At 72.4% G+C, this 25403-nt stretch carries 26 protein-coding genes; 12 read left to right on the top strand and 14 right to left on the bottom strand.

Annotated features, from left to right (window positions below; translation table 11 throughout):
• Window positions 1-269: 269 nt before the first annotated feature.
• Together RI138_RS22840 and RI138_RS22835 are read right to left on the bottom strand one after the other, a co-directional pair.
• Window positions 270-1739, bottom strand: coding sequence for a DUF3152 domain-containing protein (locus tag RI138_RS22840; RefSeq protein WP_311121416.1), 1470 nt, complete (start codon window positions 1737-1739; stop codon window positions 270-272).
• Between the two features lie 8 nt (window positions 1740-1747).
• Window positions 1748-2713 carry an alpha/beta fold hydrolase gene (locus RI138_RS22835; protein ID WP_311121415.1) on the bottom strand — a complete coding sequence of 322 codons (966 nt, stop codon included), beginning with the start codon at window positions 2711-2713 and terminating at the stop codon, window positions 1748-1750.
• A 113-nt stretch (window positions 2714-2826) separates the two neighbouring features.
• Between RI138_RS22835 and RI138_RS22830 the strand changes: the two genes are divergently transcribed.
• From RI138_RS22830 to RI138_RS22815, 4 genes are all read left to right on the top strand, one after another.
• A complete protein-coding gene (locus RI138_RS22830) occupies window positions 2827-3042 on the top strand; it encodes a hypothetical protein (protein WP_096632990.1) in 216 nt (71 codons plus the stop codon).
• A gap of 167 nt (window positions 3043-3209) precedes the next feature.
• Complete coding sequence (locus tag RI138_RS22825) at window positions 3210-3851, top strand: TetR/AcrR family transcriptional regulator (RefSeq protein ID WP_311121414.1); 642 nt, start codon at window positions 3210-3212, stop codon at window positions 3849-3851.
• Window positions 3852-3991: 140 nt separating this feature from the next.
• Complete coding sequence (locus RI138_RS22820) at window positions 3992-4219, top strand: DUF3107 domain-containing protein (protein ID WP_093693231.1); 228 nt, start codon at window positions 3992-3994, stop codon at window positions 4217-4219.
• Window positions 4220-4409: 190 nt separating this feature from the next.
• On the top strand, window positions 4410-4682 hold the full coding sequence (locus tag RI138_RS22815) for a hypothetical protein (RefSeq protein ID WP_311121413.1): 273 nt from the start codon (window positions 4410-4412) through the stop codon (window positions 4680-4682).
• Between the two features lie 24 nt (window positions 4683-4706).
• On the opposite strand, the gene RI138_RS22810 is transcribed toward RI138_RS22815, so the two are convergent.
• On the bottom strand, window positions 4707-5453 hold the full coding sequence (locus RI138_RS22810; RefSeq protein ID WP_096632994.1) for a ferritin-like fold-containing protein: 747 nt from the start codon (window positions 5451-5453) through the stop codon (window positions 4707-4709).
• A gap of 474 nt (window positions 5454-5927) precedes the next feature.
• Here RI138_RS22810 and RI138_RS22805 point away from each other — a divergent pair, with 474 nt between their 5' ends.
• Window positions 5928-8282, top strand: coding sequence for a DEAD/DEAH box helicase (locus RI138_RS22805; RefSeq protein ID WP_311122983.1), 2355 nt, complete (start codon window positions 5928-5930; stop codon window positions 8280-8282).
• A 115-nt stretch (window positions 8283-8397) separates the two neighbouring features.
• Entirely contained in the window at window positions 8398-9291 is an 894-nt protein-coding gene (locus RI138_RS22800) for an alpha/beta fold hydrolase (RefSeq protein WP_311121412.1), read from the top strand.
• A 35-nt stretch (window positions 9292-9326) separates the two neighbouring features.
• Here RI138_RS22800 and RI138_RS22795 read toward each other — a convergent pair whose 3' ends face one another.
• Complete coding sequence (locus tag RI138_RS22795) at window positions 9327-10220, bottom strand: NYN domain-containing protein (RefSeq protein ID WP_311121411.1); 894 nt, start codon at window positions 10218-10220, stop codon at window positions 9327-9329.
• Window positions 10221-10307: 87 nt separating this feature from the next.
• On the opposite strand from RI138_RS22795, the gene RI138_RS22790 reads away from it, so the two are divergent.
• The gene (locus RI138_RS22790; protein ID WP_096632998.1) at window positions 10308-10460 is read left to right on the top strand and encodes a hypothetical protein; all 153 of its coding nucleotides are present in this window, start codon (window positions 10308-10310) and stop codon (window positions 10458-10460) included.
• Window positions 10461-10530: 70 nt separating this feature from the next.
• On the opposite strand, the gene RI138_RS22785 is transcribed toward RI138_RS22790, so the two are convergent.
• From RI138_RS22785 to RI138_RS22770, 4 genes are all read right to left on the bottom strand, one after another.
• Window positions 10531-11136, bottom strand: coding sequence for a MarC family protein (locus RI138_RS22785; RefSeq protein WP_311121410.1), 606 nt, complete (start codon window positions 11134-11136; stop codon window positions 10531-10533).
• A 202-nt stretch (window positions 11137-11338) separates the two neighbouring features.
• Window positions 11339-12205: a PHP domain-containing protein gene (locus RI138_RS22780; protein ID WP_311121409.1), complete on the bottom strand. Its 867-nt coding sequence runs from the start codon at window positions 12203-12205 to the stop codon at window positions 11339-11341.
• A 132-nt stretch (window positions 12206-12337) separates the two neighbouring features.
• On the bottom strand, window positions 12338-13012 hold the full coding sequence (locus RI138_RS22775) for a DUF6758 family protein (RefSeq protein WP_311121408.1): 675 nt from the start codon (window positions 13010-13012) through the stop codon (window positions 12338-12340).
• A gap of 143 nt (window positions 13013-13155) precedes the next feature.
• A complete protein-coding gene (locus RI138_RS22770) occupies window positions 13156-13740 on the bottom strand; it encodes a suppressor of fused domain protein (protein ID WP_311121407.1) in 585 nt (194 codons plus the stop codon).
• A gap of 486 nt (window positions 13741-14226) precedes the next feature.
• Between RI138_RS22770 and RI138_RS22765 the strand changes: the two genes are divergently transcribed.
• Window positions 14227-15354 (top strand): magnesium and cobalt transport protein CorA, encoded by a 1128-nt coding sequence (locus RI138_RS22765; RefSeq protein ID WP_096626988.1) that lies wholly within the window; start codon window positions 14227-14229, stop codon window positions 15352-15354.
• A gap of 58 nt (window positions 15355-15412) precedes the next feature.
• The gene (locus RI138_RS22760) at window positions 15413-15949 is read left to right on the top strand and encodes a hypothetical protein (protein WP_311121406.1); all 537 of its coding nucleotides are present in this window, start codon (window positions 15413-15415) and stop codon (window positions 15947-15949) included.
• Between the two features lie 19 nt (window positions 15950-15968).
• Here the strand turns inward: RI138_RS22760 and RI138_RS22755 are convergent, their stop codons facing one another.
• Entirely contained in the window at window positions 15969-16736 is a 768-nt protein-coding gene (locus RI138_RS22755; RefSeq protein WP_311121405.1) for a hypothetical protein, read from the bottom strand.
• Window positions 16737-16992: 256 nt separating this feature from the next.
• On the opposite strand from RI138_RS22755, the gene RI138_RS22750 reads away from it, so the two are divergent.
• From RI138_RS22750 to RI138_RS22740, 3 genes are read left to right on the top strand one after another with little or no spacing between them, the layout of a single operon-like run.
• Window positions 16993-18270 (top strand): magnesium transporter MgtE N-terminal domain-containing protein, encoded by a 1278-nt coding sequence (locus tag RI138_RS22750; protein WP_311121404.1) that lies wholly within the window; start codon window positions 16993-16995, stop codon window positions 18268-18270.
• Window positions 18257-18817, top strand: a complete 561-nt coding sequence (locus RI138_RS22745; RefSeq protein WP_096626984.1) for a DUF1003 domain-containing protein — start codon at window positions 18257-18259, stop codon at window positions 18815-18817. The genes RI138_RS22750 and RI138_RS22745 overlap by 14 nt, the downstream gene beginning before the upstream one ends.
• Before the next feature lie 43 nt (window positions 18818-18860).
• Complete coding sequence (locus RI138_RS22740; protein ID WP_311121403.1) at window positions 18861-19994, top strand: Mrp/NBP35 family ATP-binding protein; 1134 nt, start codon at window positions 18861-18863, stop codon at window positions 19992-19994.
• A gap of 87 nt (window positions 19995-20081) precedes the next feature.
• Here the strand turns inward: RI138_RS22740 and RI138_RS22735 are convergent, their stop codons facing one another.
• The 5 genes from RI138_RS22735 to sigE all read right to left on the bottom strand — a co-directional run bounded on the left by RI138_RS22735 (window position 20082) and on the right by sigE (window position 25305).
• Window positions 20082-20744, bottom strand: a complete 663-nt coding sequence (locus RI138_RS22735) for a hypothetical protein (protein ID WP_311121402.1) — start codon at window positions 20742-20744, stop codon at window positions 20082-20084.
• A 125-nt stretch (window positions 20745-20869) separates the two neighbouring features.
• Window positions 20870-21379, bottom strand: a complete 510-nt coding sequence (locus RI138_RS22730) for a sec-independent translocase (protein ID WP_311121401.1) — start codon at window positions 21377-21379, stop codon at window positions 20870-20872.
• A 118-nt stretch (window positions 21380-21497) separates the two neighbouring features.
• Window positions 21498-23393: a trypsin-like peptidase domain-containing protein gene (locus RI138_RS22725; protein WP_311121400.1), complete on the bottom strand. Its 1896-nt coding sequence runs from the start codon at window positions 23391-23393 to the stop codon at window positions 21498-21500.
• Between the two features lie 89 nt (window positions 23394-23482).
• Window positions 23483-24547, bottom strand: a complete 1065-nt coding sequence (locus RI138_RS22720) for an anti-sigma factor family protein (RefSeq protein WP_311121399.1) — start codon at window positions 24545-24547, stop codon at window positions 23483-23485.
• A complete protein-coding gene (gene sigE / locus RI138_RS22715; RefSeq protein ID WP_179500089.1) occupies window positions 24544-25305 on the bottom strand; it encodes an RNA polymerase sigma factor SigE in 762 nt (253 codons plus the stop codon). Before sigE ends, RI138_RS22720 begins: the two co-directional genes overlap by 4 nt.
• Window positions 25306-25403: the final 98 nt, after the last annotated feature.

The following is a 25403-nucleotide window of genomic DNA, read 5'->3' as shown; positions in this document are numbered from 1 at the left end:
ATACAGCGGTCGGTTATTACGGAGAGTCAGGCCCCGGCCAGCTCCTTGCGGGCCGTCCGGCGGGCCGCATCGAACACGGGGACGGGGCGGTGGACCCGGTACACCTCGGCGATCCGGTCACCGACCGGGCAGCGGCGGCCCGAGCGAGGACAGCGGGTCCCGGAAGACCACGGCGGCCTTCGCGCCCGCGGGCCGGATCGCACCTCGCCGGGTCGGACCGCCGCCGCAGCGGGACAGGACGGCCGTCTCGCCATGCGGACAGGGCTCGATCAGCTACCGGGGTACACCCAGGGGTTCGGCTTGCACTTGATGCCCCCCAGCTCCAGGGTCTTCGTCTGCTGCTGCATCACCGGGGCCGGGGCGCCGGGCGTGCGGCAGCTCACATGGTTGTGGCCCAGTCGGTGGCCGACCTCGTGATTGATGAGCATCTGACGGTACGGCAGCAGTTTGTCCGGGCCGAACGTGGCGGCGCCCCGCGCCCAGCGATAGGCGTTGATCATGATGCGGTCGGTGGCGGCGGAGTCGCAGGAGACGTTGTCGACCGTGGTGTCCAGGCCGGATTTGGCGCACCATTCGCCGGTGGTCCCGGGGCTGGCGAGCGTGATCACGAAGTCCGGGTGCCCCGAGGAGATCCGCTCGAAGGTCATCGCACCGTTGTGCGCCCAGCTCCGGTCGTCGTTCAGCGTCTTCTGGACGGCTTCGGCGAAAAGACCGGCGTCGAGGGAGAGTCCCTTCTCCACATCGATCCGGTAGCGGTATTTGTGGCCCTTTCCGGGGGCCTTCGCCAGACCGGGCACCGCCTGGAACGTGCCGCTCGCCTTCAGGTCCGGGTCGAGCGGATACGGCTTCGCCATCCTGTCCGCGTACGACAGGGGCTTGACCTCGGGCTTGGCCGAGGGCTGCCGGGGGGTCGGCCGGGGGTCGGAGCGGGAGGCTTCCCCGCTGCCGCTCTGCCGCTCCACGTCGGCGGCGCGCGCGGCCGACGAGCGGTCGCCGGAGTCCTCGGCGACCTGCCCCGCCACCACGACCGCGAGCACAGTGGTCACCGCGGCGGCGGCGATGCCGGTGAAGGTCCGCCCCTTGCCGCCCCGGGGCGCGCGGTGCTCGTCCGGCTCCCCCGCATCGCCGTCGGCGCCGTCGGCGGCCGACGACGTGGCGACGCCGGAATCGGGCGACTCCTCGTCGAAGGCGTCGACGAACTCGCGGCGCGGGCCCGGCACCGGGGGCCCGGCGGCCGGCTGCTGCGCCACCCGGCCGTCCGCGGCGCGCTGGGCCGCCCGCTGGGCGGACACCTGGCGCGCCACGGCCTGCTGCCGGGCCGCGGCTTCCTGGTGCGCCACGGGGCCGTGGGGGCCGGAAGCGTACGGCACGGCGCCGGGGCGGCGGTTCGGGGCGGGGTGCTGGTGCGGCGGATACGGGAGGCCGTGGGACCCGCCCCCCGTGGGGGAGCCGTCGCCGGGGCGGGGCTGCGCGCCCGGGGAGCCGTAGCCGTCCCCGTGACGGGGCTGCGGGCCGGTCCCCCAGCCGCCGCCCGGCTCGCGCTGTTCGGGGTGGCCGCCGCGGACCTGGGGGGCGTCGGGGGAGAACGGGGAGCGCCCGTCGCCGGTCGGCGCGGGGCCGGTCCGCCTGCGCCGGCCGGTGCCGGGTGCGGGGCGGGGAGCGGCGCGTTCGCCGCCCGGAGCCGCCGCTGCGGCGTCCGGGCGGGTGGCCTTGGAGCCCTTTCGGCTGTGTCGTCCCACGCCCCGGATCAGCTCCCGCCGCAATCGTCCAGCAGTTCCCGGAACGCCTGGGCGACCGCCTCCGGGTACTCCATCATCGCCACGTGCCCCGCCTCGGGCAGGGTCAGCAGCCGGGCGTCGCGGAAGGCCGCGCACGCCTTGCGTGCCATCCGGTACGAGACGAGCTGGTCCCGTCCGCCGTACACGAGCTGGGTCGGTGCGAGCACCCGCTCGGCCTGGCGCCACAGCCTGTGCTGTCCGCCCAGGGTGTAGGCGTCCACGATGCCCCGGGCCGAACGCGTCATGGCGTCCCAGAAGTACGGCAGCTCCAGTCGTCGCTCCATCTCGGCCACCGCGTTGCGGAAGGCTTCCTCGGAGACACGCGCCGGATCGCCGTAACAGAGTGCCATGACTCCGCGGGTCCGCTGCTCCGCCGTCCAGTCCTTCGTGAGCCGGGCGAACAGGGAAGCGACTCCCGGCACCGCGAGAAGGCCGGTCGGCAGGGCGGGGCGCTGCACCCGCCATTCGGGCAGTGCGGGCGAGACCAGGGTGAGGGTGCGCACCAGATCGGGGCGGACCGCGGCGACCCGGGTGGCGACCGCACCGCCCAGGGAGTTGCCGAACAGATGGACGGGCCCGCGCTCCTCCGCGTCGAGCAGCCGGATCACCGCACGGGCGTGTCCGGTGACGGAGTAATCGCCGTCGTCCGGCGGCGGCGAATCCCCGAACCCGGGCAGGTCGACCGCCTCGCCGTCGACCACGTCGGCCAGTAGCGGCATCAGGTCCGACCAGTTCTGCGAGGAGCCGCCTAGCCCGTGCACGTACAGCGCGGGGGGCAGCCCGGTGCGGTCGCCCGGCCGGCAGCGGATGCTCAGACCGATCCCCGGCAGCGACACGGAGCGCAGCCGCTCGCCCTCGGCGACACGGACGGCACTGGCCGCGGGAGCCACCGCTGCGGCGGCGGCTCGGGTACCCGGCAGCTCGGTCGAAGACATGCGGCAATGTTACGAGACGATCACGCGGCGATTCATGTGTTCGCCGTCACAGGGCCACATCGCGGGGTAGGAGTGTTGCTCCTACGCTTCAAGGAAAGGAAGGGAGCCACCCCATGACGGTCGACCCGAGCGACCCGGACACCTTCACGGACTCCGAGCCGGACGGAGCGGGCCCCGAGGCCCCGGAGGCTGATTTCGCGGAACAGCGGGCGGATATCCGGCCCGAGGACGACGAACGGGTGGAAGGTTTCGATCCGGCCACCGCGAACGAGGCCGACGTCGCGGAACAGAGCAGGGTCATCCCGCTCGACGAGGACGATTACCGGTAGTACGCCCCGGTTTGCTCGCGACCAGGGAGAACTGTGGCTTCCACAGCCGTCCGGTCCGTGAAATTCTGCGTCCGCGCCGCGCATACCCGGGTTACCCAAAAGTACGATGGCCGTGCGGCGCGGCGTGTACGGATCGGCTGTGCTGGAACACACATTTGGGAGGCGGCGTGACAGCCATCGAGCAGACAGAGGCGGCGCGCCCGCGGGGCACCCGGCTGCCCCGCCGCGCCCGACGCAATCAGCTGCTGGGCGCCGCGCAGGAGGTCTTCGTCGCGCAGGGTTACCACTCCGCCGCCATGGACGACATCGCCGAGCGGGCCGGAGTCAGCAAGCCCGTGCTCTACCAGCACTTCCCCGGGAAGCTGGACCTCTACCTCGCCCTCCTCGACCAGCACTGCGAGTCGCTGCTCCAGGCCGTCCGCACGGCACTGGCCTCGACGACGGACAACAAGCTGCGCGTCGAGGCCACCATGGACGCCTATTTCGCGTACGTGGAGGACGAGGGCGGCGCCTTCCGGCTGGTCTTCGAGTCGGACCTGACCAACGAGCCCGCCGTGCGCGAGCGGGTCGACCGGGTCTCCCTCCAGTGCGCCGAGGCGATCTCCGACGTGATCGCCGGGGACACGGGCCTGTCCAAGGACGAGTCCATGCTGCTCGCGGTGGGCCTCGGCGGTGTCTCCCAGGTGGTGGCGCGCTACTGGCTCTCCAGCGGCTCCAGCATCCCGCGCGACACGGCGGTGCAGCTGCTGACCTCGCTGGCCTGGCGGGGCATCGCGGGCTTCCCGCTGCACGGCGCCGAGCAGCACTGAGCCCGGCGGCGGAAGGCGGGTGACGCCGTGTTCGCTGCGGGCGTTGCCGGTCGGGCCGTGAACGCCGCCTCCGCCGGGCTAATGTGGCTGCGTACGGCGCGGTTCGCCGCGCAGGGACTGACCGTCGGAGGGACATAGCCGTGGAGGTCAAGATCGGGGTGCAGCACACGCCCCGCGAGATCGTTCTGGAGAGCGGGCTTTCCGCCGAGGACGTCGAGAGCGCGGTCGCCGCGGCACTGGGCGGCAAGGCGGAGCTGCTCAGCCTCACGGACGACAAGGGCCGCAAGGTTCTGGTGCCGGCCGACCGGATCGCGTATGTGGAGATCGGCGAGCCCACCGCCCGGCGGGTGGGGTTCGGCGCGCTGTAGTCCACGGGACGCGTTGGTCAACGGATCGCGGAAGCGGCCCGGCGGGAGTTCCCGCCGGGCCGCTTCTGTGTGGGCGCACCTACCCGCGCGGGTCGGAAGGGGTCACTGGAGGGTTGCCCTCCGTGGGCGAGGGGTAGTACCGGCTACGACCGATTTGCCCGCCCCGCACACCCCCGCGAGGTGATCCTCTGTGCTCTGGGAATCCTTCGGCTCCGCCGTGCTCGGACTGGCCCTGTCCTGGGTGGCGCTCCGATCACTGGCCGACCGGCTCCCGTCCGGCCGTGCGGTGTACCCCACCGGCGCGCTGGGCGCCCTCTTCGGCGCGTATCTGACGCATGCGGCGCTGGGCCCCGGCCATGTGGCGGTGACGCTGGCCGGGGCCGTGTCCGTCGGGGCGGTGACGCTGTCGCTCCTGATCCGTCCACGCGGCCGCCGCCTCACCCGGTCGGCGGCGGCCCAGTAGCGGGGCCGGGAGCACGGAGGCGTGTTAGGCGGCCAGCCCCAGGGCGGCCATCCGCTTGGTGTGGGCCTCGGTGATCCGGGAGAACATCCGGCCCACCTCCGCCAGGTCGAAGCCGTCCGCGACACCGCCCACCAGCATCGTCGAGAGCGCGTCGCGGTCGGCGACCACCCGCTGGGCCTGCGACAGCGCCTCGCCCATCAGTCGACGGGCCCACAGCGCGAGCCGCCCGCCGACCCGGGGGTCGGCCTCGATGGCGGCGCGCACCTTCTCCACGGCGAAGTTCCCGTGACCCGTGTCGTCGAGGACGGACAGCACCAGGGAGCGGGTGTCGCTGTCCAGCCGGGCCGCGACCTCCCGGTAGAAGTCGCTCGCGATCGAGTCGCCCACGTACGCCTTGACCAGGCCCTCCAGCCAGTCGGACGGTGCCGTCTGGCGGTGGAAGTCGTCGAGCGCCTTGGCGAACGGCTCCATCGCGGCGGTCGGCTCCTCGTCCACCGCCGTGAGCCGCTCGGTCAGCCGCTCGAAGTGGTGGAACTCGGCGGCGGCCATCTTCGCCAGCTCCGCCTTGTCCCCGAGTGTCGGCGCGAGTTTCGCGTCCTCGGCCAGGCGTTCAAACGCCGCCAGCTCTCCGTAGGCGAGGGCGCCGAGCAGGTCCACGACCGCGGCGCGGTACTGCGGCTCGGCGGACGCGGTGGCCCAGTCCTGGGCGGCGATTCCGGTGGCTTCGGGGCCTTCGGCGGGGGTGTCAGTGGCGTGGTCAGGCGTCTCCATGAACCGAACGATAGCCCGCTCGGCGGCGGGCGGAAGGGCCTGGTCAGAGGACGGCGTCATACCGTTCCGATGAATTCGCCCAACACAGATGCGCGAATCCGGGGTACAGTGGTATTGCGCCTACTGAGCACTGCTGTGCCAGAGGCGCGCCCTTTGAATGAGGATGCCCGGTCGGTGGCCCGATCGGCTCCGACCCGACAGCCCTCCACGCGGTGTGTACGACACGTACGACCTGCAGATGAGGGGCCCCCTCAGCGGCACGAGCGCTCGAGCGACGGCAGTGGTCCCGCGCCACCCGGCCCATCCACGGCTGGATGACCAACCCCGGCACGGTACGACCCCCCGCGTTCGCCTCGGACCGCGTCTCACAGAAGAGGCAGCACCCTGACTACGTTCCGCGACCTCGGTATTCTTCCCGAGACGGCCGAAGCCCTTGAGGCGGTCGGCATCACGTCCCCCTTCCCCATCCAGGAGCTGACGCTCCCCGTAGCCCTCTCCGGCTCCGACGTCATCGGCCAGGCCAAGACCGGCACCGGCAAGACGCTCGGCTTCGGTCTCCCGCTCCTGGAGCGCGTGACCGTCCCCGCCGACGTCGAGGCCGGGCGCGCCAAGCCCGAGCAGCTGACCGACGCGCCGCAGGCGCTCGTCGTCGTCCCCACCCGTGAGCTGTGCACCCAGGTCACCAACGACCTGCTCACCGCGGGGAAGGTCCGCAACGTCCGCGTTCTCGCGATCTACGGCGGCCGGGCCTACGAGCCCCAGGTCGAGGCCCTCAAGAAGGGCGTCGACGTGATCGTCGGCACCCCGGGCCGCCTGCTGGACCTGGCGGGCCAGCGCAAGCTCGACCTGTCCCACATCCGCGGGCTCGTCCTCGACGAAGCCGACGAGATGCTGGACCTGGGCTTCCTGCCCGACGTCGAGCGCATCATCACGATGCTGCCGGCCAAGCGCCAGACGATGCTGTTCTCGGCCACCATGCCCGGTGCCGTCATCAGCCTCGCCCGCCGCTACATGTCGCAGCCGACGCACATCAACGCCACGTCGCCCGACGACGAGGGCACGACCGTCAAGAACACCCAGCAGCACGTCTACCGCGCGCACTCGATGGACAAGCCCGAGATGGTCTCGCGGATCCTCCAGGCCGACGGCCGCGGACTCGCGATGATCTTCTGCCGGACCAAGCGCACGGCCGCCGACATCGCCGAGCAGCTGGAGAAGCGCGGCTTCGCCTCCGGCGCGGTCCACGGCGACCTCGGCCAGGGCGCCCGCGAGCAGGCGCTGCGCGCCTTCCGCAATGGCAAGGTCGACGTTCTGGTCTGCACCGACGTCGCCGCGCGCGGTATCGATGTCGAGGGTGTGACCCACGTCATCAACTACCAGTCGCCGGAGGACGAGAAGACCTACCTCCACCGCATCGGCCGCACCGGCCGCGCGGGTGCCAAGGGCACCGCGATCACGCTGGTCGACTGGGACGACATCCCGCGCTGGCAGCTGATCAACAAGGCGCTCGACCTGAAGTTCCCGGACCCGCCGGAGACGTACTCCACCTCGCCGCACCTCTTCGAGGAGCTCGGTATCCCGGCGGGCACCAAGGGTGTCCTGCCGCGCGCCGAGCGGACCCGTGCCGGGCTGCGCGCGGAGGAGGTCGAGGACCTCGGCGAGACCGGTGGCCGCGGCCGCAAGTCCGCCGCCCCCGCTCCGGCCCGCGAGGAGCGCGAGCCCCGTACGCGTACGCCGCGTCAGCGCCGCCGCACCCGTGGCGGCTCCTCCGTCGAGGAGGGTACGGCGACGGTGCCCGCACCGGCCAAGGAGGCCGCACCGGCCGCACCGGCCGGTGACGAGGCTCCCGACGCCCCTCGCACTCCGCGCCGCCGTCGCCGTACCCGGGTCAGCGCCGCGGAAGGCGTCACCGAGGCGGCTGTGGCGGTCGCCGAGGCCCCCGCGGTACCGGCCCCGGTGGCCGAGGCCGCGCCCGTGGCGGAGCCCGCCCCGGTGACCGAAGCCGCGCCCGTGGCCGAGCCGGTCGCGGAGCCCGCGGCGGAAGCGGTGACGGAGTCCAAGCCGCGCCGTCGTCGCAGCCGCGCCGCGAAGCCGGTGGCCGAGGAGACGGACCGGCCCGCCGCCCAGGCTCCGGCCGCCCCGGCCCCGGCCGAGTTCCAGACCGTGGCGGTCGCCGCGGGCATCGCGGAGCCGGTCGCCGAGCCGAAGGCCGTCAGGCCGCGCCGCCGCGCCCGGATCGTGAAGCCGGCCGACGAGGTCGACTTCCAGATCGCCCCGCCCGCCGAGCCGGAGCCGGAGCCGAGGACGCGTCGCCGCCCGGCCCGCACCACGAAGCCGAAGACCGAGTCGAAGCCGGAGACGGCGAAGGCGGAGTCCGCGAACGAGTCGGAGCCCGCCGCCGGGACCAAGGCCACCAGGACCAGGGCCAAGGCGGCGAAGAGCACCGAGACCCCGGAGGCCGCCGAGGCCAAGGAGCCCCGGACCCGGGCGACGAGGTCCCGGAAGAAGGCCGACGCCCCGGCGAAGGCTGAGGCTCCGGCCGAGGCGGAGGCCCCCGCGAAGGCGAAGGCTCCGGCGAAGTCCAAGGCCAGGTCCACCGCGAAGGCGGCCGTCGTCGAAGCGCCCGCCGAGCAGGCCCCGGCCGCCGAGGCGGAGGCCAAGCCCCGTCGCCGCCGCGCCACGCGGAGCGTCACCTCGACCGCGACCCAGGAGGCCGCCGTGGTCTCCGAGGCCGAGGCCGTGGTGAGCGAGGCCGCCGCCGAGCCGAAGCCGCGCCGCCGCCGCGCCACCCGCCCGGCGGGCCAGGCAACGGCGACGACCGAGAGCTGACGCCCCGCCGCAGTACCGCTCGACCGACGGCCCCGGCCCCCGCACCCGCGGGGGCCGGGGCCGTTTCGGCCGCCCCGTGGAGCCAGGACCCGGGTGGCGGGGATAGCCTCGCCGTATGAGCCGCCCGCCCACCTTCACGCCTCCCGCCTGCGCCACCGCCCGGGTCCTGCACACCGAGCGCGGGGACTTCGCCGTACTGGACGCCGTACCGACCACACCCGCACGGGCCACCGCCCTGCTGCTGCCCGGGTACACCGGCAGCAAGGAGGACTTCATCGCGCTGCTCGAACCGCTGTCGGCGGCGGGCTACCGGGTGATCGCCGTGGACGGCCGGGGGCAGTACGAGTCCGAGGGAGCGGACCGTCAGGAGCAGTACGCCCAGGGCGAGTTGGCCCGGGACGTACTGGCCCAGGCGGCCGCCCTGACCGACAGCGAGAGCGACGGAGACGGCCGGGGCGAGGGCACCGGCGAGGGGGGGCTGCATCTGCTCGGGCACTCGCTCGGCGGGCAGATCGCCCGTGCCGCCGTCCTGCTGGACGCCACCCCGTTCCGCTCCCTGACGCTGATGTCCTCGGGCCCCGCCGAAGTGGTCGCGGCCCAGCGGGAGAAGGTGAAGATGCTGAGCGACGCACTGTCCGTGCTGTCCATGGACGAGGTGTGGCAGGCGATGCAGGCGCTGGACCCGCCGCAGGACGCGGACACCGGCGACGGCGAGGACATGCGCCGGCGCTGGATGCGCCACGACCCGGCCCAGCTGATCGCCACCGGAGCACAGCTGGGCGTCGAACCGGACCGGGTGGACGAGCTGGCCGCCGTCGGGCTGCCCGTCCACGTCCTGTCCGGCGAGCGCGACGACGTGTGGCCGGTGGAGCTGTTCGACGCCATGGCTCGGCGTCTCGACGCCCGCCGCACCACGATCGCCGGGGCCGAGCACTCCCCCAACACCGCCCGGCCGCAGGAGACCGCGAAGGCGCTCGCCACGTTCTGGGACACCTTTCCGGTCGCCTGACGCACCGCCCGCGGCCCCGTGACGGCGACCGCCGGTCAGTACTGCGACTGGAGGTGCTGCCAGAAGCCGTCGCGCAGCGCCCGCCGCAGGTGGGCGTGGCCGCGCAGCGAGTGCTGGAGCAGTCGTTCGGCCTCCACCAGCAGGTCCTGGTCGACGGAGCCCGGCAGATACGGGTGGCCGGGCAGCAGGTCGGCGAGGGAATCGCGACCCCGGGCGGCGAGCCAGGCGGCGGCGATCTGCGCGCCGACGAAACGGACGTCCTCCCGGGAGGGGGCCGGGGTGTCGTCCTCGTACGTCGTGACCGGGCGCCGGGTGACATAAGGGCGGCAGAAGTCCAGGTCGAAGGTGCGCTGACTGTCCACCTCCCACAGCAGCGGTTCCGCCTGGTTGCGCCCCTCGGCGGCCTCGATGCCCCACAGGTGCACCCGGGCTCCGTAGCCCTGGGCCGCCTCGACCGCCGAGACCAGATCCTCGTCGCCGCCGACGAGCGCCGCGTCGCTGATGGCCCGGTGCCGGGCGAGGGATTCGAGGTCGGTGCGGATGAGGGAGTCGACGCCCTTCTGCTGGTTGTTGGCGTTGAGGTTGCCCAGCCTGACCTTGACGTCGGGCAGTTCGGCGATGGCCTGCTGCTCCGTGGTGTGGATACGGCGCCTGGCCCCGTCGTACCAGTAGACGCGCAGCAGCCTGCTGTCCGCGAAGATCGTGCGGGCCTTGTCGATGAAGGCCTCGATCAGCCCTTCGGCGTCGAGGTCGAAGGAGCGCCGGTCCTCCGTGCCGGTGACGAGCAGGCCGGCCGCGGCGTACACATAGCCCGCGTCCACGAAGATGGCGTGCGTCGACGGCGTCTTGGAGACCTCGATGAGCATGCGCTGGAGCAGGTCGTTGGTGCGGTCCAGGCGCTCGGCGATATCGGCCGGGTACTTAGACATCCAAAAAATTTCCTTAGCGTAGGGAATGTTTGTACCAGGCAAGCCGTTGTCACATGCAAGGAACCGACGAGACGAAGGGAAGCCCCAGTGCGCTTCGAGATCATGCGACTCGACGACGTCGACGGTACCGCCGTCGACAGCACCGTCGTGGACGCCGCCTCCGTCGACCGGATCGTGCAGCAGGCCGCAGCCGTGGGCCGGCGCATCTACATCCGGCCGGCCGACGGCGCGGCTTCGTAACGCTTCGCCGACGACGAAGCGCCCCCGCACGGAAGGACCGTGCGGGGGCGCTGTGACGTGCGGGCGGGCCTCAGGAGTTCTGGATGACCTGGGTGACGCCGTTGATGATCTGCTGGACCGCGATGGCGGAGAGCATCATGCCCGCGAGCCTGGTCACCAGCACCACGCCCCCGTCCTTGATCACGCGGATGATCACCAGCGAGTAGCGCATCGTCAGCCAGAGCACGACGTGCATGGCGACGATCGCGGACCACACCGAGAGCTGCCCGCCCAGACCGTCGGCGTGCTGCACCGCCAGGATGACCGAGACGATGGCGCCGGGGCCGGCCAGCAGTGGCATGCCCAGCGGTACGAGGGCGACGTTGACGTCCTTGGTCTGCGTCGGCTCGTCCGTCTTGCCGGTGAGCAGGTCGAGTGCGATGAGCAGCAGCAGGAGACCGCCCGCGATCATCAGGGCGGGCACGGAGACATGCAGATAGTCGAGGATCTGCTGACCGAGCAGACCGAAGACGGCGATCACACCGAAGGCGACCGTGACCGCCTGGAGCGCCATCTTCCGCTGCACCTTGGCGGGGCGGCCCGCGGTGAGGGCGAGGAAGATCGGCGTGATTCCGGGTGGGTCCATAATCACAAAAAGGGTGAGAAAAAGGGATCCGAAGACAGCGACGTCGAACACAGTGAGCCTTGCGAGAGATGAACGGGCGTTACGGGGGGGCACGGGCCCGGGCGGCCTGCCGTCGGCGTACGACGGCAGGGGAAAGGGCGCGCGAGGAGTGGGACGTGGTGCGGTGGAAGAGGGTGGGTCCCAGGGTCTGTCGTCAGACTGCCGTCGTTGCCCGAAGGGCGCCGCCCGGCAGGCGGCAGTCTGACGACAGACCCTAGATACGGCCGGGTCCGCCGGCGCCCGGCACCGGGAAGGCTCCCGTGGCGCGCCGGGTGATCTCGCCGTAGATCTCGGGGTCGGTGGTGTATTCGCCGAGCCGTACGGACTTGCGGCTGCCGTGGTAGTCGCTGGAGCCGGTCGCCAGCAGCCCCAGCTCGCGGGCGAGGCCGCGCAGCCGGGCCCGGGTGGGCTCGTCGTGGTCCATGTGGTCGACCTCTATGCCGTCGAGGCCCGCGGCGGCGAGCGCGGCGATCGTGGTCTCGGGGACCACCTCGCCCCGTTTCACGGCGGCCGGGTGGGCGAAGACGGTGACCCCGCCCGCCGCCTTCACCAGACGGACGGCCTCGAACGGGTCGAGCTCGTGTTTCTCGGCGTAGGCCCGTCCGCCGTTGCCCAGCCAGTCGGGCGTGAAGGCGTCGGAGACGGTATCCACGACGCCCAGTTCGACGAGGGCCGCGGCGACGTGCGGGCGGCCGACCGAGCCGTCCCCGGCGATACGGGCGACCTGCTCCCAGGTGACCGGGACGTCGAGGGCGCGGAGCTTGCGGACCATCTCCTGGGCGCGCGGCACCCGGTCGTCGCGGACGAGCTCGCGCTCGCGCTCCAGCTCGGGTTCGGCGGGGTCGAAGAGGTACGCCAGCATGTGCATGCCCACGCCGTCGACGCGGCAGGAGAGCTCGGCGCCGGTGACGAGGGTGAGGCCCTCGGGCAGCGCGTCGATGGCCTGCTTGTGGCCGCCGACGGTGTCGTGGTCGGTGAGCGCGACGACGTCCAGGCCCGCGGCGGCCGCGTTCGCGACCAGCTCGGCGGGGGTGTCCGTGCCGTCCGACGCGGTGGAGTGGGTGTGCAGGTCGATACGCACGACGGCTGGCTCCAGGGCTCGTGGGCGGACGGGGGACCGCTCAAGGATAACCGCCGCCCGCCTCCCCTCCGGCCGCGCGGAACGCGCCTCGGCCGGGCAGGGGGCACCTTAGCGCCGCGCCGGGTCCCGCCCCTACCGCTCGCCCGTCTGCCGGGGCGGGGTCTCGGGCGCGCTGAGCAGTCGGGGGGTGAGCGCTCCGCACGGGACGAGGTCCACCTCTCCCCCGGCGTCCCGCAGATCGGTCAGCACCAGCTCGTCGTACATGAGCAGCCCCGACTGCTCGGGCCACAGGATCGCCCACAGCCACAGCCCCCGCGCCTCGCCCGCGAAGACGGCGCGGTCCTCCGGGGCGTTCCTGACGTGCCAGAGGGGGGTGGGGCGGCCCGCGGCGTGCACCTTGGCGTCGGGGGCGGAGTCGACGTTCAGATGGGGGCCGGGGTCCGGTCCGTCGATGCCCGCGTACCGCGCGCCGAGTCCGACGCCCAGCTCCTCGGCGACGAGCAGCAGCTCACCCATCCCGCCGAGCGGTCCGGGCCCCGAGCAGGCCACGGCGCTCGCGCGGCCGCCGCTGCGGTCGTCGCCCACGCTGGCCACACCGGTGAAGAGCCAGCCCACGGGGAGCGGCCAGGGCATCCAGACGGGGACCTGCGCCCGGTGCACCACGACGCCGAGCGCCTCGACGCTCGGCGGGATGACCGGCTGCATCGGATGGACCTGGCCGTGCACGGAGCACTGCCAGGCGTCGGCGAAGAGGCCGGGCGCCCTGACCCGGCCACCGCACTTCGGGCAACTGGGTTCGCCCCTCATAGGGACCCACGGTCCTCTCCGCCGGTCCTCGCGTCAAGGACGATCACCCGATCGCAGGCGAGGAGTGGGAACCACGCAATCCCCACCCCGGACGCGAACGGCAGGCCCTGAGGGCTGTCCCGCGATCCCTGGCGGGACAGCCCTCAGTCCAAGGCCACCGATGTACGCAGCGGGTCCCGCAGGTCCGTCCCGTGCGCGAGCCACCGCTCCTGGAGCTCCTGCGCACCGCGCACCCGCTTCCAGGCGGCCTCGTTGTGCGTCATCGGCAGCAGCGGCAGGAAGCGCACCGGGTCCATCGGCTCGTCCAGCTCCAGGTCCTCCACCAGGCCGCCGGACTCCGCCACGAGCACCGAGGTGAACGGCGCCCCGGGCCACAGCGGCTCGCCCAGGTCCAGCGAGGCGCCCGCGGCCACGACCAACCCCTCGACCTGCGGGGAGGCGGCCAGTACGGCGAGCGGGCGCAGCACCTGGTCGGTGTCGGCCAGTCCGCCGCGTACCGACAGGATCAGCTCGGCGCGGGGGCCCTTCACCGGGTCGGCGAGCGGTGAGGTGGGGTCGGCCATCGGCTGCCCCGACATGCCGAGCGTCGCGTAGCGCACCACATCGCCGTCGAGGAAGCGCAGCACCTCGATGCGGTCCGTGCCGAGGAACGTCACATCGGCACGGGCGTCCGGTTCCCCGAGGACGGAACGGAGCCGGGCCTCGACCAGAGCGAGAATTTCTGCCATACCGCGAGCATAGATCGCGTACGGAATGGGCAAAGTACGGGATTGGCCCTTGGACGGCTGATAGCGTGGGCGCCGGTCGGGACAGCACGCAGAAGCGTTGCTCTCTTTGTCCCGACGACACGTCGTCCCCCACGGGGGACCGGCCGGAGGAGGTGGGGACTGCCATGGATCCAAGTCGACCGTGCAGTACCAACCGCTCTTCCGCGCCTCGCCTCTCCCGCTGATCCGACACCTCGTCGGCCTGTCCGGGCCGCCATCGCCGCCGCGCCCGGATGACGCTCCGTCAGTGGTTCGTACGACCCCGTCAGCGGTTCGCACGACCCCGCCAGTGGTTCGCGTGACGGAAGAGCCCTTCGTTTTTGCCTGTCTGTAGCGAACGCCGTCATCGCGCCCGCGCGGTGCCGCCCGCTTTGCGGACGTGAGCCCACGTCCCCATTCCGGGCTGTTCCACGCCCTCGCCGACGGCCCTCCGTGAAGGAGCCAGCCATGTCGATGATCCGTGACCTGCGCGCCGCCGTGCGCCCGTCCCTGCGCCCGTCCCTCCGTAAGAACAGCGCCCCTTACAGCGGGTACGACACCACCCGCGACCCGTCCGCCTCCAGCGCCGTCGTCGACTGCGCGGTCTACCGCGACGGGCGCCGGCTGGAGACGCCCGCGATCCCGACCCCGCACGAGGCGATGCTTCAGGTGCGGGAGGAGGGCGGCTTCGCGTGGATCGGCCTGCACGAGCCGACGGAGGCCGAATTCGCGGGCATCGCCCGGGAGTTCGGCCTGCACCCGCTGGCCGTCGAAGACGCCGTCCACGCCCACCAGCGGCCCAAGCTGGAGCGGTACGACGACACGCTGTTCACCGTCTTCAAGACCATCCATTACGTGGAGCACGCCGAACTGACCGCGACCAGCGAGGTCGTGGAGACCGGTGAGGTGATGTGCTTCACCGGCCGGGACTTCGTCATCACCGTCCGGCACGGTGGCCAGGGCTCCCTGCGCGCCCTGCGCCACCGGCTCCAGGACGACCCCGAGCTGCTGGCCAAGGGCCCGTCCGCCGTACTGCACGCCATCGCCGACCACGTCGTCGACGGGTACATCGCGGTGGCCGAAGCGGTGCAGGACGACATCGACGAGGTGGAGATCGATGTCTTCTCCACCCCGGCCAAGGGCTCCCCGCGCGGTTCGGACGCGGGCCGGATCTACCAGCTCAAGCGCGAGGTGCTGGAGTTCAAGCGGGCCGTGTCCCCGCTGCTGCGCCCGATGCAGCTGCTGAGCGAGCGCCCGATGCGGCTGATCGACCCCGACATCCAGAAGTACTTCCGCGATGTCGCCGACCACCTCGCCCGGGTCCAGGAAGAGGTCCTGGGCTTTGACGAACTGCTGAACTCGATCCTCCAGGCGAATCTGGCGCAGGCGACCGTCACCCAGAACGAGGACATGCGCAAGATCACGTCCTGGGCGGCGATCATCGCCGTGCCGACGATGATCTGCGGTGTCTACGGCATGAACTTCGACTACATGCCCGAGGTGGGGTGGAAGTACGGCTATCCGATGGTGCTGGGCGTCATCGGGGTGGTGTGTTTCTCCATCCACCGCATCCTCAAGCGCAACGGCTGGCTCTGAGCCGTGCCGGTGGATGTCTCCAGGGCCCCCGATTGCCGGTGGGTCTAAGCTCGCGCCCATGACTGACGCCGCCGCGCCCGATGCCGCCGCCGACCTGCTGGAGAGGGCCCTCGTCGAGGAGGCCACGAAGAAGTCCTCTCTCGTCTGGGTCCGGGGCACCGGCCCGGCCCGGGCCGTCTGGCACGTCTGGCACGAGGGCGCGGCGCATCTGGTCGGCGGCGGGCCCGGCGAGCAGCCGCTGCCCGAGGGCCTGGCCGACGGCGGCCGCGCCGAGGTGACCGTACGCAGCAAGGACAAGGGCGGCCGGATCGTCGCCTGGACCGCGACCGTACGAGTGCTCTCCCCGCGCTCCGAGGAGTGGGAGGCGGTGGTCGCCGAGCTGAAGGGCAAGCGGCTGAACGCACCGGACGCCGAGGTGATGACGGAGCGCTGGGCGAAGGAGTGCACGGTGGTGCGGCTGACGCCCGACACCGTCGGCACCGAGCTTCCGGACGGCTCGCTGGCGGCCGCCCCGCTGCCGACCTCCGCCACCACGCGGCAGCCGGTCCCCGCGGCGCTCCCCCGGCTGCTGCTCAAGCGCCGCCGCAAGCGCTGACGCGGAGTTCGGGGAGGGCTCAGCCGGAGGACTTGGGGAGCTGGCCGCCGTAGTCGACGGTGTCGTCCTCGTCCGGCGCCTCCAGGGGGAAGGACTGCCCCCAGTCGGCCAGCGAGACCGTGCCCCCGCCACCGCCCCGGGCCACCCGTACCGGGTACGGCTTGTCCTCCAGCGAGACGTCGAACGCCCCGCCCTCGCCCTTGCCGCCCAGGATCTGGACGGTGCGGTGCCCGGCGACCGTGTCGCGGCCGCCCTTGTTGAGCTCTCCGTGCAGCGCGAGCAGCCCGTCGAGCAGGACCTTCTTGTCGGTGAAGCCGCGCAGCTGCCCGTAGCTGGGGTCGCCCTCGGGGACCTTCACGTACTTGCCGCCCAGCTTGTCGGCGGCCGCCGCGTCGGCGGCCCCGCTCTCGCCCTTGCCGTCCTCGTGGGTCCAGAACGCGGCCGGCGCCTTGAGGAACAGCTCGTCCTCGATCCGCAGCAGGGCGAAGCTCTGCTTCTTCGAGCTCACCGAGCCCATGCCGCCCTTGGCGCTGAGCTTCATGTCGAGCCGGTAGGTGCCGCCCTTGCTGACGAGCGTCCCCGACAGGCGTACCGAGGTCGCGGCGTCGGCCGCCGCTCTGGCCTTCGTGTCGATCTCGGACGCGGTGAGTTTCGCGATGCCGTTGGTCCCCTTGTCCGGGTCCTCGTCCGTGCCGCAGGCGGTGAGAGCCACAGCGAGCCCCCCGCACAGCACCAGAGCTAGGGCGGTCCGGCGATGGTTCCGCACGGCCGGGGCAAAAGAGGTCACGGGCGCACTGCCTCTCAACGGCGATCGGGGGTGGCAGACGGCAGCGTACCCGGGAGTCACGCGCCCCCGGCCGACCAGCCGTACGGACGGGTCCGCCAGGGCACGGCACGGCGGTACGGGCTAGCCTGATCCCGCGTACCGCCGAAATCCGCTGGTCGGCGTGGCCGGGCCGGCAGACCGGACGTACGGCGGTTCACGACGGCCACCGGTGGCGGACACCGGTCCGGACGGGCACGGACACGGAAGGAGGCGGAGCATGGCGGCAGGCGCCCCCCGGGTCTTCGTCTCGCATCTGTCCGGGGTGCCGGTGTTCGACCCCAACGGGGACCAGGTCGGCCGGGTCCGTGATCTGGTGGCGATGCTGCGGGTCGGCGGACGGCCGCCACGCATCCTGGGCCTGGTGGTCGAGGTGATCAGCCGCCGGCGGATCTTCCTGCCGATGACCCGGGTGACCGGGATCGAGTCGGGCCAGGTCATCACCCCCGGTGTGGTCAACATGCGGCGCTTCGAGCAGCGGCCCACCGAGCGCCTCGTCCTCGGCGAGTTCCTGGACCGGCGGGTGCGGCTGGTGGAGAGCGACGAGGAGGTCACCGTCCTGGACGTGGCCATCCAGCAGCTGCCCGCGCGCCGCGACTGGGAGATCGACAAGTACTTCGTCCGCAAGGGGCGCGGCGGGGCGCTGCGCCGCAAGGGCGAGACGTTGACGGTGGAGTGGTCGGCGGTCAGCGGTTTCTCGCTGGAGGAGCACGGCCAGGGCGCGGAGAGCCTGGTCGCCACATTCGAACGGCTGCGGCCCACCGATGTCGCCAACGCCCTGCACCACCTCTCGCCCAAGCGCCGGGTGGAGGTCGCCGCCGCCCTGGACGACGACCGGCTCGCCGACGTCCTGGAGGAGCTGCCCGAGGACGACCAGGTGGAGATCATCGGCAAGCTCGCCGAGGAGCGGGCCGCCGACGTCCTGGAGGCGATGGACCCGGACGACGCTGCCGACCTGCTCTCCGAGCTGCCCGAGGAGGACAAGGAACGGCTGCTGACGCTGATGCGGCCGGACGACGCGGCCGACGTGCGCCGTCTGCTGTCGTACGAGGAGCGGACGGCGGGCGGTCTGATGACGACCGAGCCGATCGTGCTGCGGCCGGACGCGACGGTGGCCGACGCGCTCGCCCGGGTCCGGCAGGCGGACCTGTCGCCGGCGCTGGCCGCGCAGGTCTACGTGTGCCGCTCGCCCGACGAGACGCCGACCGGGAAGTACCTGGGCACGGTGCACTTCCAGCGGCTGCTGCGCGACCCGCCGTTCACCCTGGTCAGCTCGCTGGTGGACAGCGATCTGGTGCCGCTGTCGCCGGACACCCCGCTGCCGACGGTGACCGCCTATCTGGCCGCCTACAACATGGTCTCGGCGCCCGTCGTGGACGAGAGCGGTTCCCTGCTGGGCGCGGTGACCGTGGACGACGTCCTGGACCACCTGCTCCCCGACGACTGGCGCGAGACGGATCTGCACGGGGAGGAGGGGATCGGTCATGGCGGGCGATGAGCGGGCGAAGGCGGCGTCGACCGGCGCCTCGGGCCTGGTGCGGCCCCCGCGGGCCCGGATCGACCAGCCGAGGGCCCCCCGGCGGCGGCTGCTGCCGGAGTACGACCCGGAGGCGTTCGGCCGGTTCTCGGAGCGGATCGCCCGCTTCCTGGGGACGGGGCGGTTCATCGTCTGGATGACGCTCACCATCATCGTCTGGGTGGTGTGGAACATCTTCGCGCCGGAGAACCTGCGCTTCGACGAGTACCCGTTCATCTTCCTGACCCTGGCCCTGTCCCTCCAGGCCTCCTACGCAGCGCCGCTGATCCTCCTCGCGCAGAACCGGCAGGACGACCGCGACCGGGTCACGCACGAGCAGGACCGCAAGCAGAACGAGCGCTCCATCGCGGACACGGAGTACCTGACACGGGAGATCGCGGCGCTGCGGATGGGCCTCGGCGAGGTCGCCACCCGGGACTGGATCCGCTCGGAGCTCCAGGACATGGTGAAGGACATGGAGGACCGGCAGATGCTGATCCCGGCCGAGAGTGACGAAGGCGACCGCTGAGGGGCTACCCGCGCGTAGGGTCCAGCGCCGTAACATCGTCGGTATGGCTACGGAAGACGCGGTGCTTGAGGCACTGTCGACAGTGAACGACCCGGAGATCCACCGCCCGATCACCGAGCTGGGCATGGTGAAATCGGTCGAGATCGATCCTGACGGTGTAGTCGCTGTCACGGTGTATCTCACGGTCTCCGGCTGCCCGATGCGCGAGACGATCACCCGCAACGTGACCGAGGCGGTCGCCCGGGTCGAAGGCGTCTCGCGGGTCGAGGTCACCCTCGACGTCATGAGCGACGAACAGCGCAAGGAGCTGGCGAACGCGCTGCGCGGCAACAACGCCGAGCGCGAGGTGCCGTTCGCCAAGCCCGGCTCGCTGACCCGGGTGTACGCGGTCGCCTCCGGCAAGGGGGGCGTCGGCAAGTCCTCGGTGACGGTGAACCTCGCGGCGGCGATGGCGGCGGACGGGCTGAAGGTAGGCGTCGTGGACGCGGACATCTACGGGCACAGCGTGCCCCGGATGCTCGGCGCCGACGGCAAGCCCACCCAGGTCGAGAACATGATCATGCCGCCGTCCTCGCACGGGGTGAAGGTCATCTCCATCGGCATGTTCACCCCGGGCAACGCGCCCGTGGTGTGGCGCGGTCCGATGCTGCACCGGGCGCTCCAGCAGTTCCTCGCCGATGTGTACTGGGGCGATCTGGACGTCCTGCTGCTCGACCTGCCGCCGGGCACCGGTGACATCGCGATCTCGGTGGCGCAGCTGGTGCCGAACGCGGAGATCCTGGTGGTCACGACCCCGCAGCAGGCGGCGGCCGAGGTGGCCGAGCGCGCCGGTTCGATCGCCGTGCAGACCCACCAGAAGATCGTCGGCGTCGTGGAGAACATGTCGGGCATGCCGTGCCCGCACTGCGACGAGATGGTCGACGTGTTCGGCTCGGGCGGCGGCGCCCGGGTCGCGGAGGGCCTGACGAAGACGGTCGGCGCCGAGGTGCCGGTGCTCGGCTCGATCCCGATCGACGTACGGCTGCGCGAGGGCGGCGACGAGGGCAAGCCGGTCGTCCTGTCCGACCCGGACTCCCCCGCCGGGAGCGCGCTGCGCTCGATCGCCGGGAAGCTGGGCGGCCGTCAGCGCGGCCTGTCGGGCATGTCGCTGGGCATCACGCCGCGCAACAAGTTCTGACACCCGTTCACGGGGCGGGTCCGGTGCCCGGCCACGCATGAGGTGACCGGGCGGGCCGGTGGTCGGCCGGCCCGCCCGGTGACGCTGCTACGCGTATGTCTCGATGTCCTTGACGACCGAGAAGCCCAGCCCGTACGCGCTCATCCCCCGCCCGTACGCCCCGATGTGCACGCCCGTGTGCGCCGACCCGGCGAGCACCCAGCCGAACTCGGACTCGCGGTAGTGGAACTCCACGGGCACGCCGTCCACCGGCAGTGACAGGGTCGACCAGGGCGCGCTGCCGAGGTCGTCGGCGAGGGTGAACGCCGTCTCGGTCTGCTGGTCCAGCCAGTCGTCGCGCAGCGAGTGGTCCATCAGCGGCGGCCAGGTGTACGCCAGCAGGCCGGAGCCCGCGAGCCAGGCCGCCGAGGACACCGTGGTGGCGTCCAGCACACCCGTACCGTCACCGCTGCGCCGCACCGGGCTCGCCGCCACGGTGATGACCACCGCGAACCGCTCCTTCTCGGCGGCGGCCCCGTCGGTCTTCACCGACGGCTCGTGGCCGTGCCCGACCGACCCGTGCTGGACCGTGCCGTCCGCCGCCGTGCCGACCTGCATCAGCCAGCGCGGGCCGGTGAAGGCCTCGTCCAGCCCGTACCAGGGGAAGGGCGCTTCCAGGTAGCCGTCGACGGTCCGCCGGGCCGCCGGCACGCCCTCCGCCGTGACCGTGCCCGGGGCACCGTCCGTATCCACCCGACTCGTCGTCTCCATCTGAGCGGCCGCCTCCTCGATCAGTCAAGATCCGGAGCGGCCCGCCCCCCGCGGGCGTGGGCGTCCTCGCAACCGGACAGATGGAGAATAGCCATACCGTCCGGACGAGTCGGGATTGACCGGGGTCAGGTGGCGTCTGCGTCGAACGGCGGGCGCTCGGGCCGGTCGGCGGCCGGGGCCTTCTTCAGCAGGTCAGGTGTGGTGACATCGGTCTTGGTGAGGCTGGTCGACGGGCCTGCCCCGTTCGCGCCGGCGGAGCCGTTCGCCGCGCTGTTGGCGGAATCGGCCGCGGTGGCCGGGGCGGCCGAGCGGCCGTTGACCGCGTCGGTGACGTCCGCCATCTCCTTGCGCAGGTCGAAGCTCTCGCGGATCTCCTTCAGCCCCAGGTCGTCGTTGCCGTCCATCAGCTGCTTGCGGACGAACGTCTTGGGGTTGAGGTCCTCGAACTCGAAGTCCTTGAACTGCGGACCCAGCTCCGAGCGGATGTCTTCCTTCGCGCTGTCCGAGAACTCACGGATCTTGCGGATGGTGCGCGTGACGTCCTGGATCAGCTTGGGGAGCTTGTCGGGGCCGAAGACCAGCACGGCCAGCACTCCGAGCGTCAACAGCTCCAGTGCGCCTATGTCATTGAACACCTAGCTGCTCCTCGTGTTCTCCGCGTGTTCTCCGTGCGATCCCGACCGGGCCTCTCCGGTCGCCGGACCGCTCAACGGTACCTGTCGAACGTGTCCGGGCGGTACCTTGCGATGGCCGTCACGTGCCGCTCGCCGAACCGAGGGTCAGCGTCACGGTCCGCTCCTCGCCGCCCCGGGTCAGGACGAGGTCCAGATCGTCACCCGGACGGTGGGCCCGGATCTTCACGATCAGCTCCTCCCCGCTGTGCACCCGCTGGCCCTCGACCTCGGTGATGACATCGCCGGACCGGATGCCCGCCTTGTCCGCCGGACCGTCCTTCGCGACGGCCGGTCCGCCGTCGGCGCCCTTCGTGCCGACCTTGGCCCCGTCGCCGGTGAACTTCATGTCGAGCGTCACGCCGATGACCGGGTGGGTCGCCCGCCCGGTGTTGATCAGCTCCTCGGCGACGCGCTTGCCCTGGTTGATGGGTATCGCGAAGCCGAGGCCGATGGAACCCGACTGGCCGCCGGACTCGGGGCCCTTGCCGCTGTCGGCCGCACGGATCGCGCTGTTGATGCCGATGACGTGGGCCTTGGTGTCGACCAGGGGACCACCGGAATTGCCCGGGTTGATGGGGGCGTCGGTCTGAAGGGCGTCGACGTAGCTGATGTCGCTGCCGTCGCCCTTCTCGCCGCCCGCGGTGATCGGCCGCTGCTTGGCGCTGATGATGCCCGAGGTCACCGTGTTGGACAGGTCGAAGGGGGCGCCGATCGCCACCACCGGGTCGCCGACCCGCACATTGTCGGAGTTGCCGAGGGGCAGGGGCTTGAGTCCGGAGACCCCGCGGACCTTGACGACCGCGAGGTCGTAGCCGCTGTCCTTGCCGACCAGCTCGGCGGAGGCCGTCTCACCGCTGCTGAACGTCACGGTGATGTCCCCGCTGGATCCGGCCGGGGCGACGACGTGGTTGTTGGTGAGGATGTGGCCCTGGCCGTCGAGGACGAAGCCGGTGCCCGTGCCGGACTCGGCGGTGCCGCTGACGTGCAGGGTGACCACGCTGGGCAGGGCGCTGGCGGCGATGCCCGCGACGCTCTCGGGCGCCCGGTCGCCGCTGTCCCGGCCGGCCTGCGGCAGTTCCACCGTGGTCAGCCCGCCGTTGCGCTCGACGTACGCGCCGACTCCGCCGCCGATGCCGCTCGCGACCAGGGTCAGCAGGAGCACGCCCGCGAACGCCCCGCCCCGGCGGCGCTTCTTCCGCCCCGGCTCGGCGCCTTCGGGCGGCCCGCCGCGGGTCAGCGGCTGCCCCGGGGCGCCCCAGGGGTCGTACTGGAGCCACTGCGTGTGCTGCTGCGTGTGCTGCTGTGGTGCGTGTGCGTCGGGCCCGGGGTGCGTCGCGTGCGCGGGGTTCGCCGGGGGCCCGGGGTTCGCCGGGGGTTGCGGGTGCTGGGCCTGCAGGGGTGCGAAGCCGTCGCTCGGCTGCGGGGGCGGGGCTACGAAGCTGTCCTCGGGCGCGGACCGCGGTGCCGGGCCGGGGGCGGGGGCGGGGATACCCGCACCGTTCGTCGCGGCGTACTGCGGGGACGGGCCGCCGGCCTGCGGCGGTACGGCGGTGCCGTGCGGCGGCGTCGGCCGCTGCACCGGGGGCGCGGGCGCCCAGGGGCCGGGGCCGCCGTAGGGCGGGGTGCTGTACTCGTCAGGCTGGTGCAGCGGCTGACCTTCGGGGCAGGAGGCCGGGCCCGGGTGGCCGTACGCGTCCGACGAGGAGCCGGAAGCAACCAGTCCGCCGACCGCTCCGGGCGCCGGGGCATCCGGAGCCGAGGCGTCCGGGGCCGGGGCGTCCGGGGTACGGCGGGTGTCCACCGGGTCGGGGGTGCCGGGTACGGCCGGGGCGGCCGCCTCCGGGGCGCCCTGCGTACCGGCCGAGGCGTCCTCGGTGACGGCCGGGGACGCCGTAGTGGCCTGCGACTCGCTCTTCGGCCCCGTGGGGCGACTCCACCATTTCGCCTGCGGCCCGGTGGGCTTCCCGTCGTCCATGCTCTCCCCGCAACTGGCCTCTGCACGCCCCACAGAGGCGTCCCTCACCGGAATTCAACCAGGTTCGCGAATCCCCGCGCAGGGTCCGGTCAACGGCGCGGGGAAAGGGGGCTCGCCAGATCGTTGGCGGGCACGGACGGGGACGGTCCTGAGGGGGCTGCCGCCGGGGGCGGCTTCGACAGCGCACCGCCGCCGAGGGCCGCCGCGAGCAGCGGGGCACCGGAGGCGGTCGGGCGTATCAGCGGCGGCACGGACACGTTCAGCGCGGGAAGCGTGAAGGGGTGTCCGGTCGGCGCGGAAAGGCCGAAAAGCAGCGGTGCGGCCGTCGCCGCCTGCCGGTTCACCGGCGGGGTCACGGCCGGATCCGCCGGAGTCGCCGTGCCCGTGAGCGACGGGGGCACGCCGTTCGTCCCGGAGGCCGTCGTGCCGCTCGGGGGCTGTCCCGCCGCCGCGTCGTCGCCGGTCACCGCGAGGGCGCCGCCGCCCCGGCGGCTGACCGCGTCGGTGCCGTTCTCGGCGCGGGTCTCGGCGTCGAGCGGGGTCACGTTGTTCCCGCTGCCCTCGGCACGAAGCGGGGATTCGGCGCCGGACTCCAGCGGCAGGGTGCCGCCGAGCGCGATGGCCGCGAGGGAGACGGCACTGGCCGCGGCGAACGCGAATCGCCGCCCGCGCCACGGCGAACGGTCCGCGTCGCGGGACACCTCGTGTATGCGGAAGACCGAACCGGAACCGGAGGCGCCGGGCAGCACGGCGGTGGAGCCGTGCGCGGCGGGGAGGTAGCCGAAGCCGTCCAGGGGGGAGCGCGCGGCGTCGGTGCGGGTGCCGCCGGTGGAGGGCCGCAGCCCGGGGTAGAACTCGTCGGCGAAGGGACCCCGGCCGCCGAACGGTGAACCGGAGCCGGTGCCGTCGCCGCCGGGACCCCCGGGAAGGCCCTGCAAGCGGGCCAGGAACCCCTCGGAGGGTGAAGGTGAGGCGGACATGGCGAAGGCGCTCTTGAGGCGGCGCTGGGCGTCGGCCTCGGCCTTGCACTTGGCGCAGGTCGCCAGGTGGGCCAGGACCCGCTCGCGGGCGTCATGATTCAGCTCGCCGTCGACCAGCGCGGCGAGCCGGTCCCCCAGGTGCGCTTCGGCAGGGGTCGGACCTGTACCACTCACGCCGTTCCGCCCTCCCCCGCCAGGACCGCGTCCGCCAGGGAGCGCTGCTCGGCGCGGGCCTCGGGCGAACGGTGCTTGAGGGCCTTGCGCAGATGCGAGCGGCCCCGGTGGATGCGGCTGCGGACGGTGCCGAGCTTCACCCCGAGGGTCGCGGCGATCTCCTCGTAGCTGAGGCCCTCGATGTCGCAGAGGACCACGGCCGCGCGGAATTCGGGCGCGAGGGTGTCCAGCGCCTGCTGCACATCGGCGTCGAAGTGGGTGTCGTTGAAGACCTGCTGCGGGGACGGCTCACGGCTCGGCAGCCGCTCGGCCGCGTCGTCGCCCAGCGAGTCGAACCGGATGCGCTGCTTGCGGCGGACCATGTCGAGGAAGAGATTGGTCGTGATGCGGTGCAGCCAGCCCTCGAAGGTGCCCGGGGTGTACGTCGACAACGAGCGGAACACGCGGACGAAGACCTCCTGGGTGAGGTCCTCGGCGTCGTGCTGGTTTCCTGTCAGCCGGTAGGCGAGGCGGTACACGCGACCGCTGTGCGTGCTGACGATCTCTTCCCATGAGGGCGGGGTCCACGCCTGAGAATCCGCATCAGAGGCGAAGGTCGCGGTCGGTGCGGAGTCTTCGGAAGAACGGTCAGCAATGTTGGTCACGGATTTCGGCTCACCGGCCGACCTGAGAAGGCGCCTCAGCACCCCTCCCCGATCCACAGGCGCAGCCGCACCTCCCCTATCGGCTCTGGTGGTGTCCAGTGGAGCCCCTACCATAGCCACCTCGCCCGTTAGCTCCGGATAAGCCTTTTCCCTGTTGGGGCCGGGCAGGGCCCGGAACTTCCCCGCAGCTCACCGGTCCGATCCGCGGGCCG

The organism is Streptomyces durocortorensis (genome assembly GCF_031760065.1).
Taxonomy (GTDB): domain Bacteria; phylum Actinomycetota; class Actinomycetes; order Streptomycetales; family Streptomycetaceae; genus Streptomyces.
The sequence above is the reverse complement of the archived record's forward strand: the minus strand, read 5'-3'. Positions and strand labels throughout refer to the sequence as shown.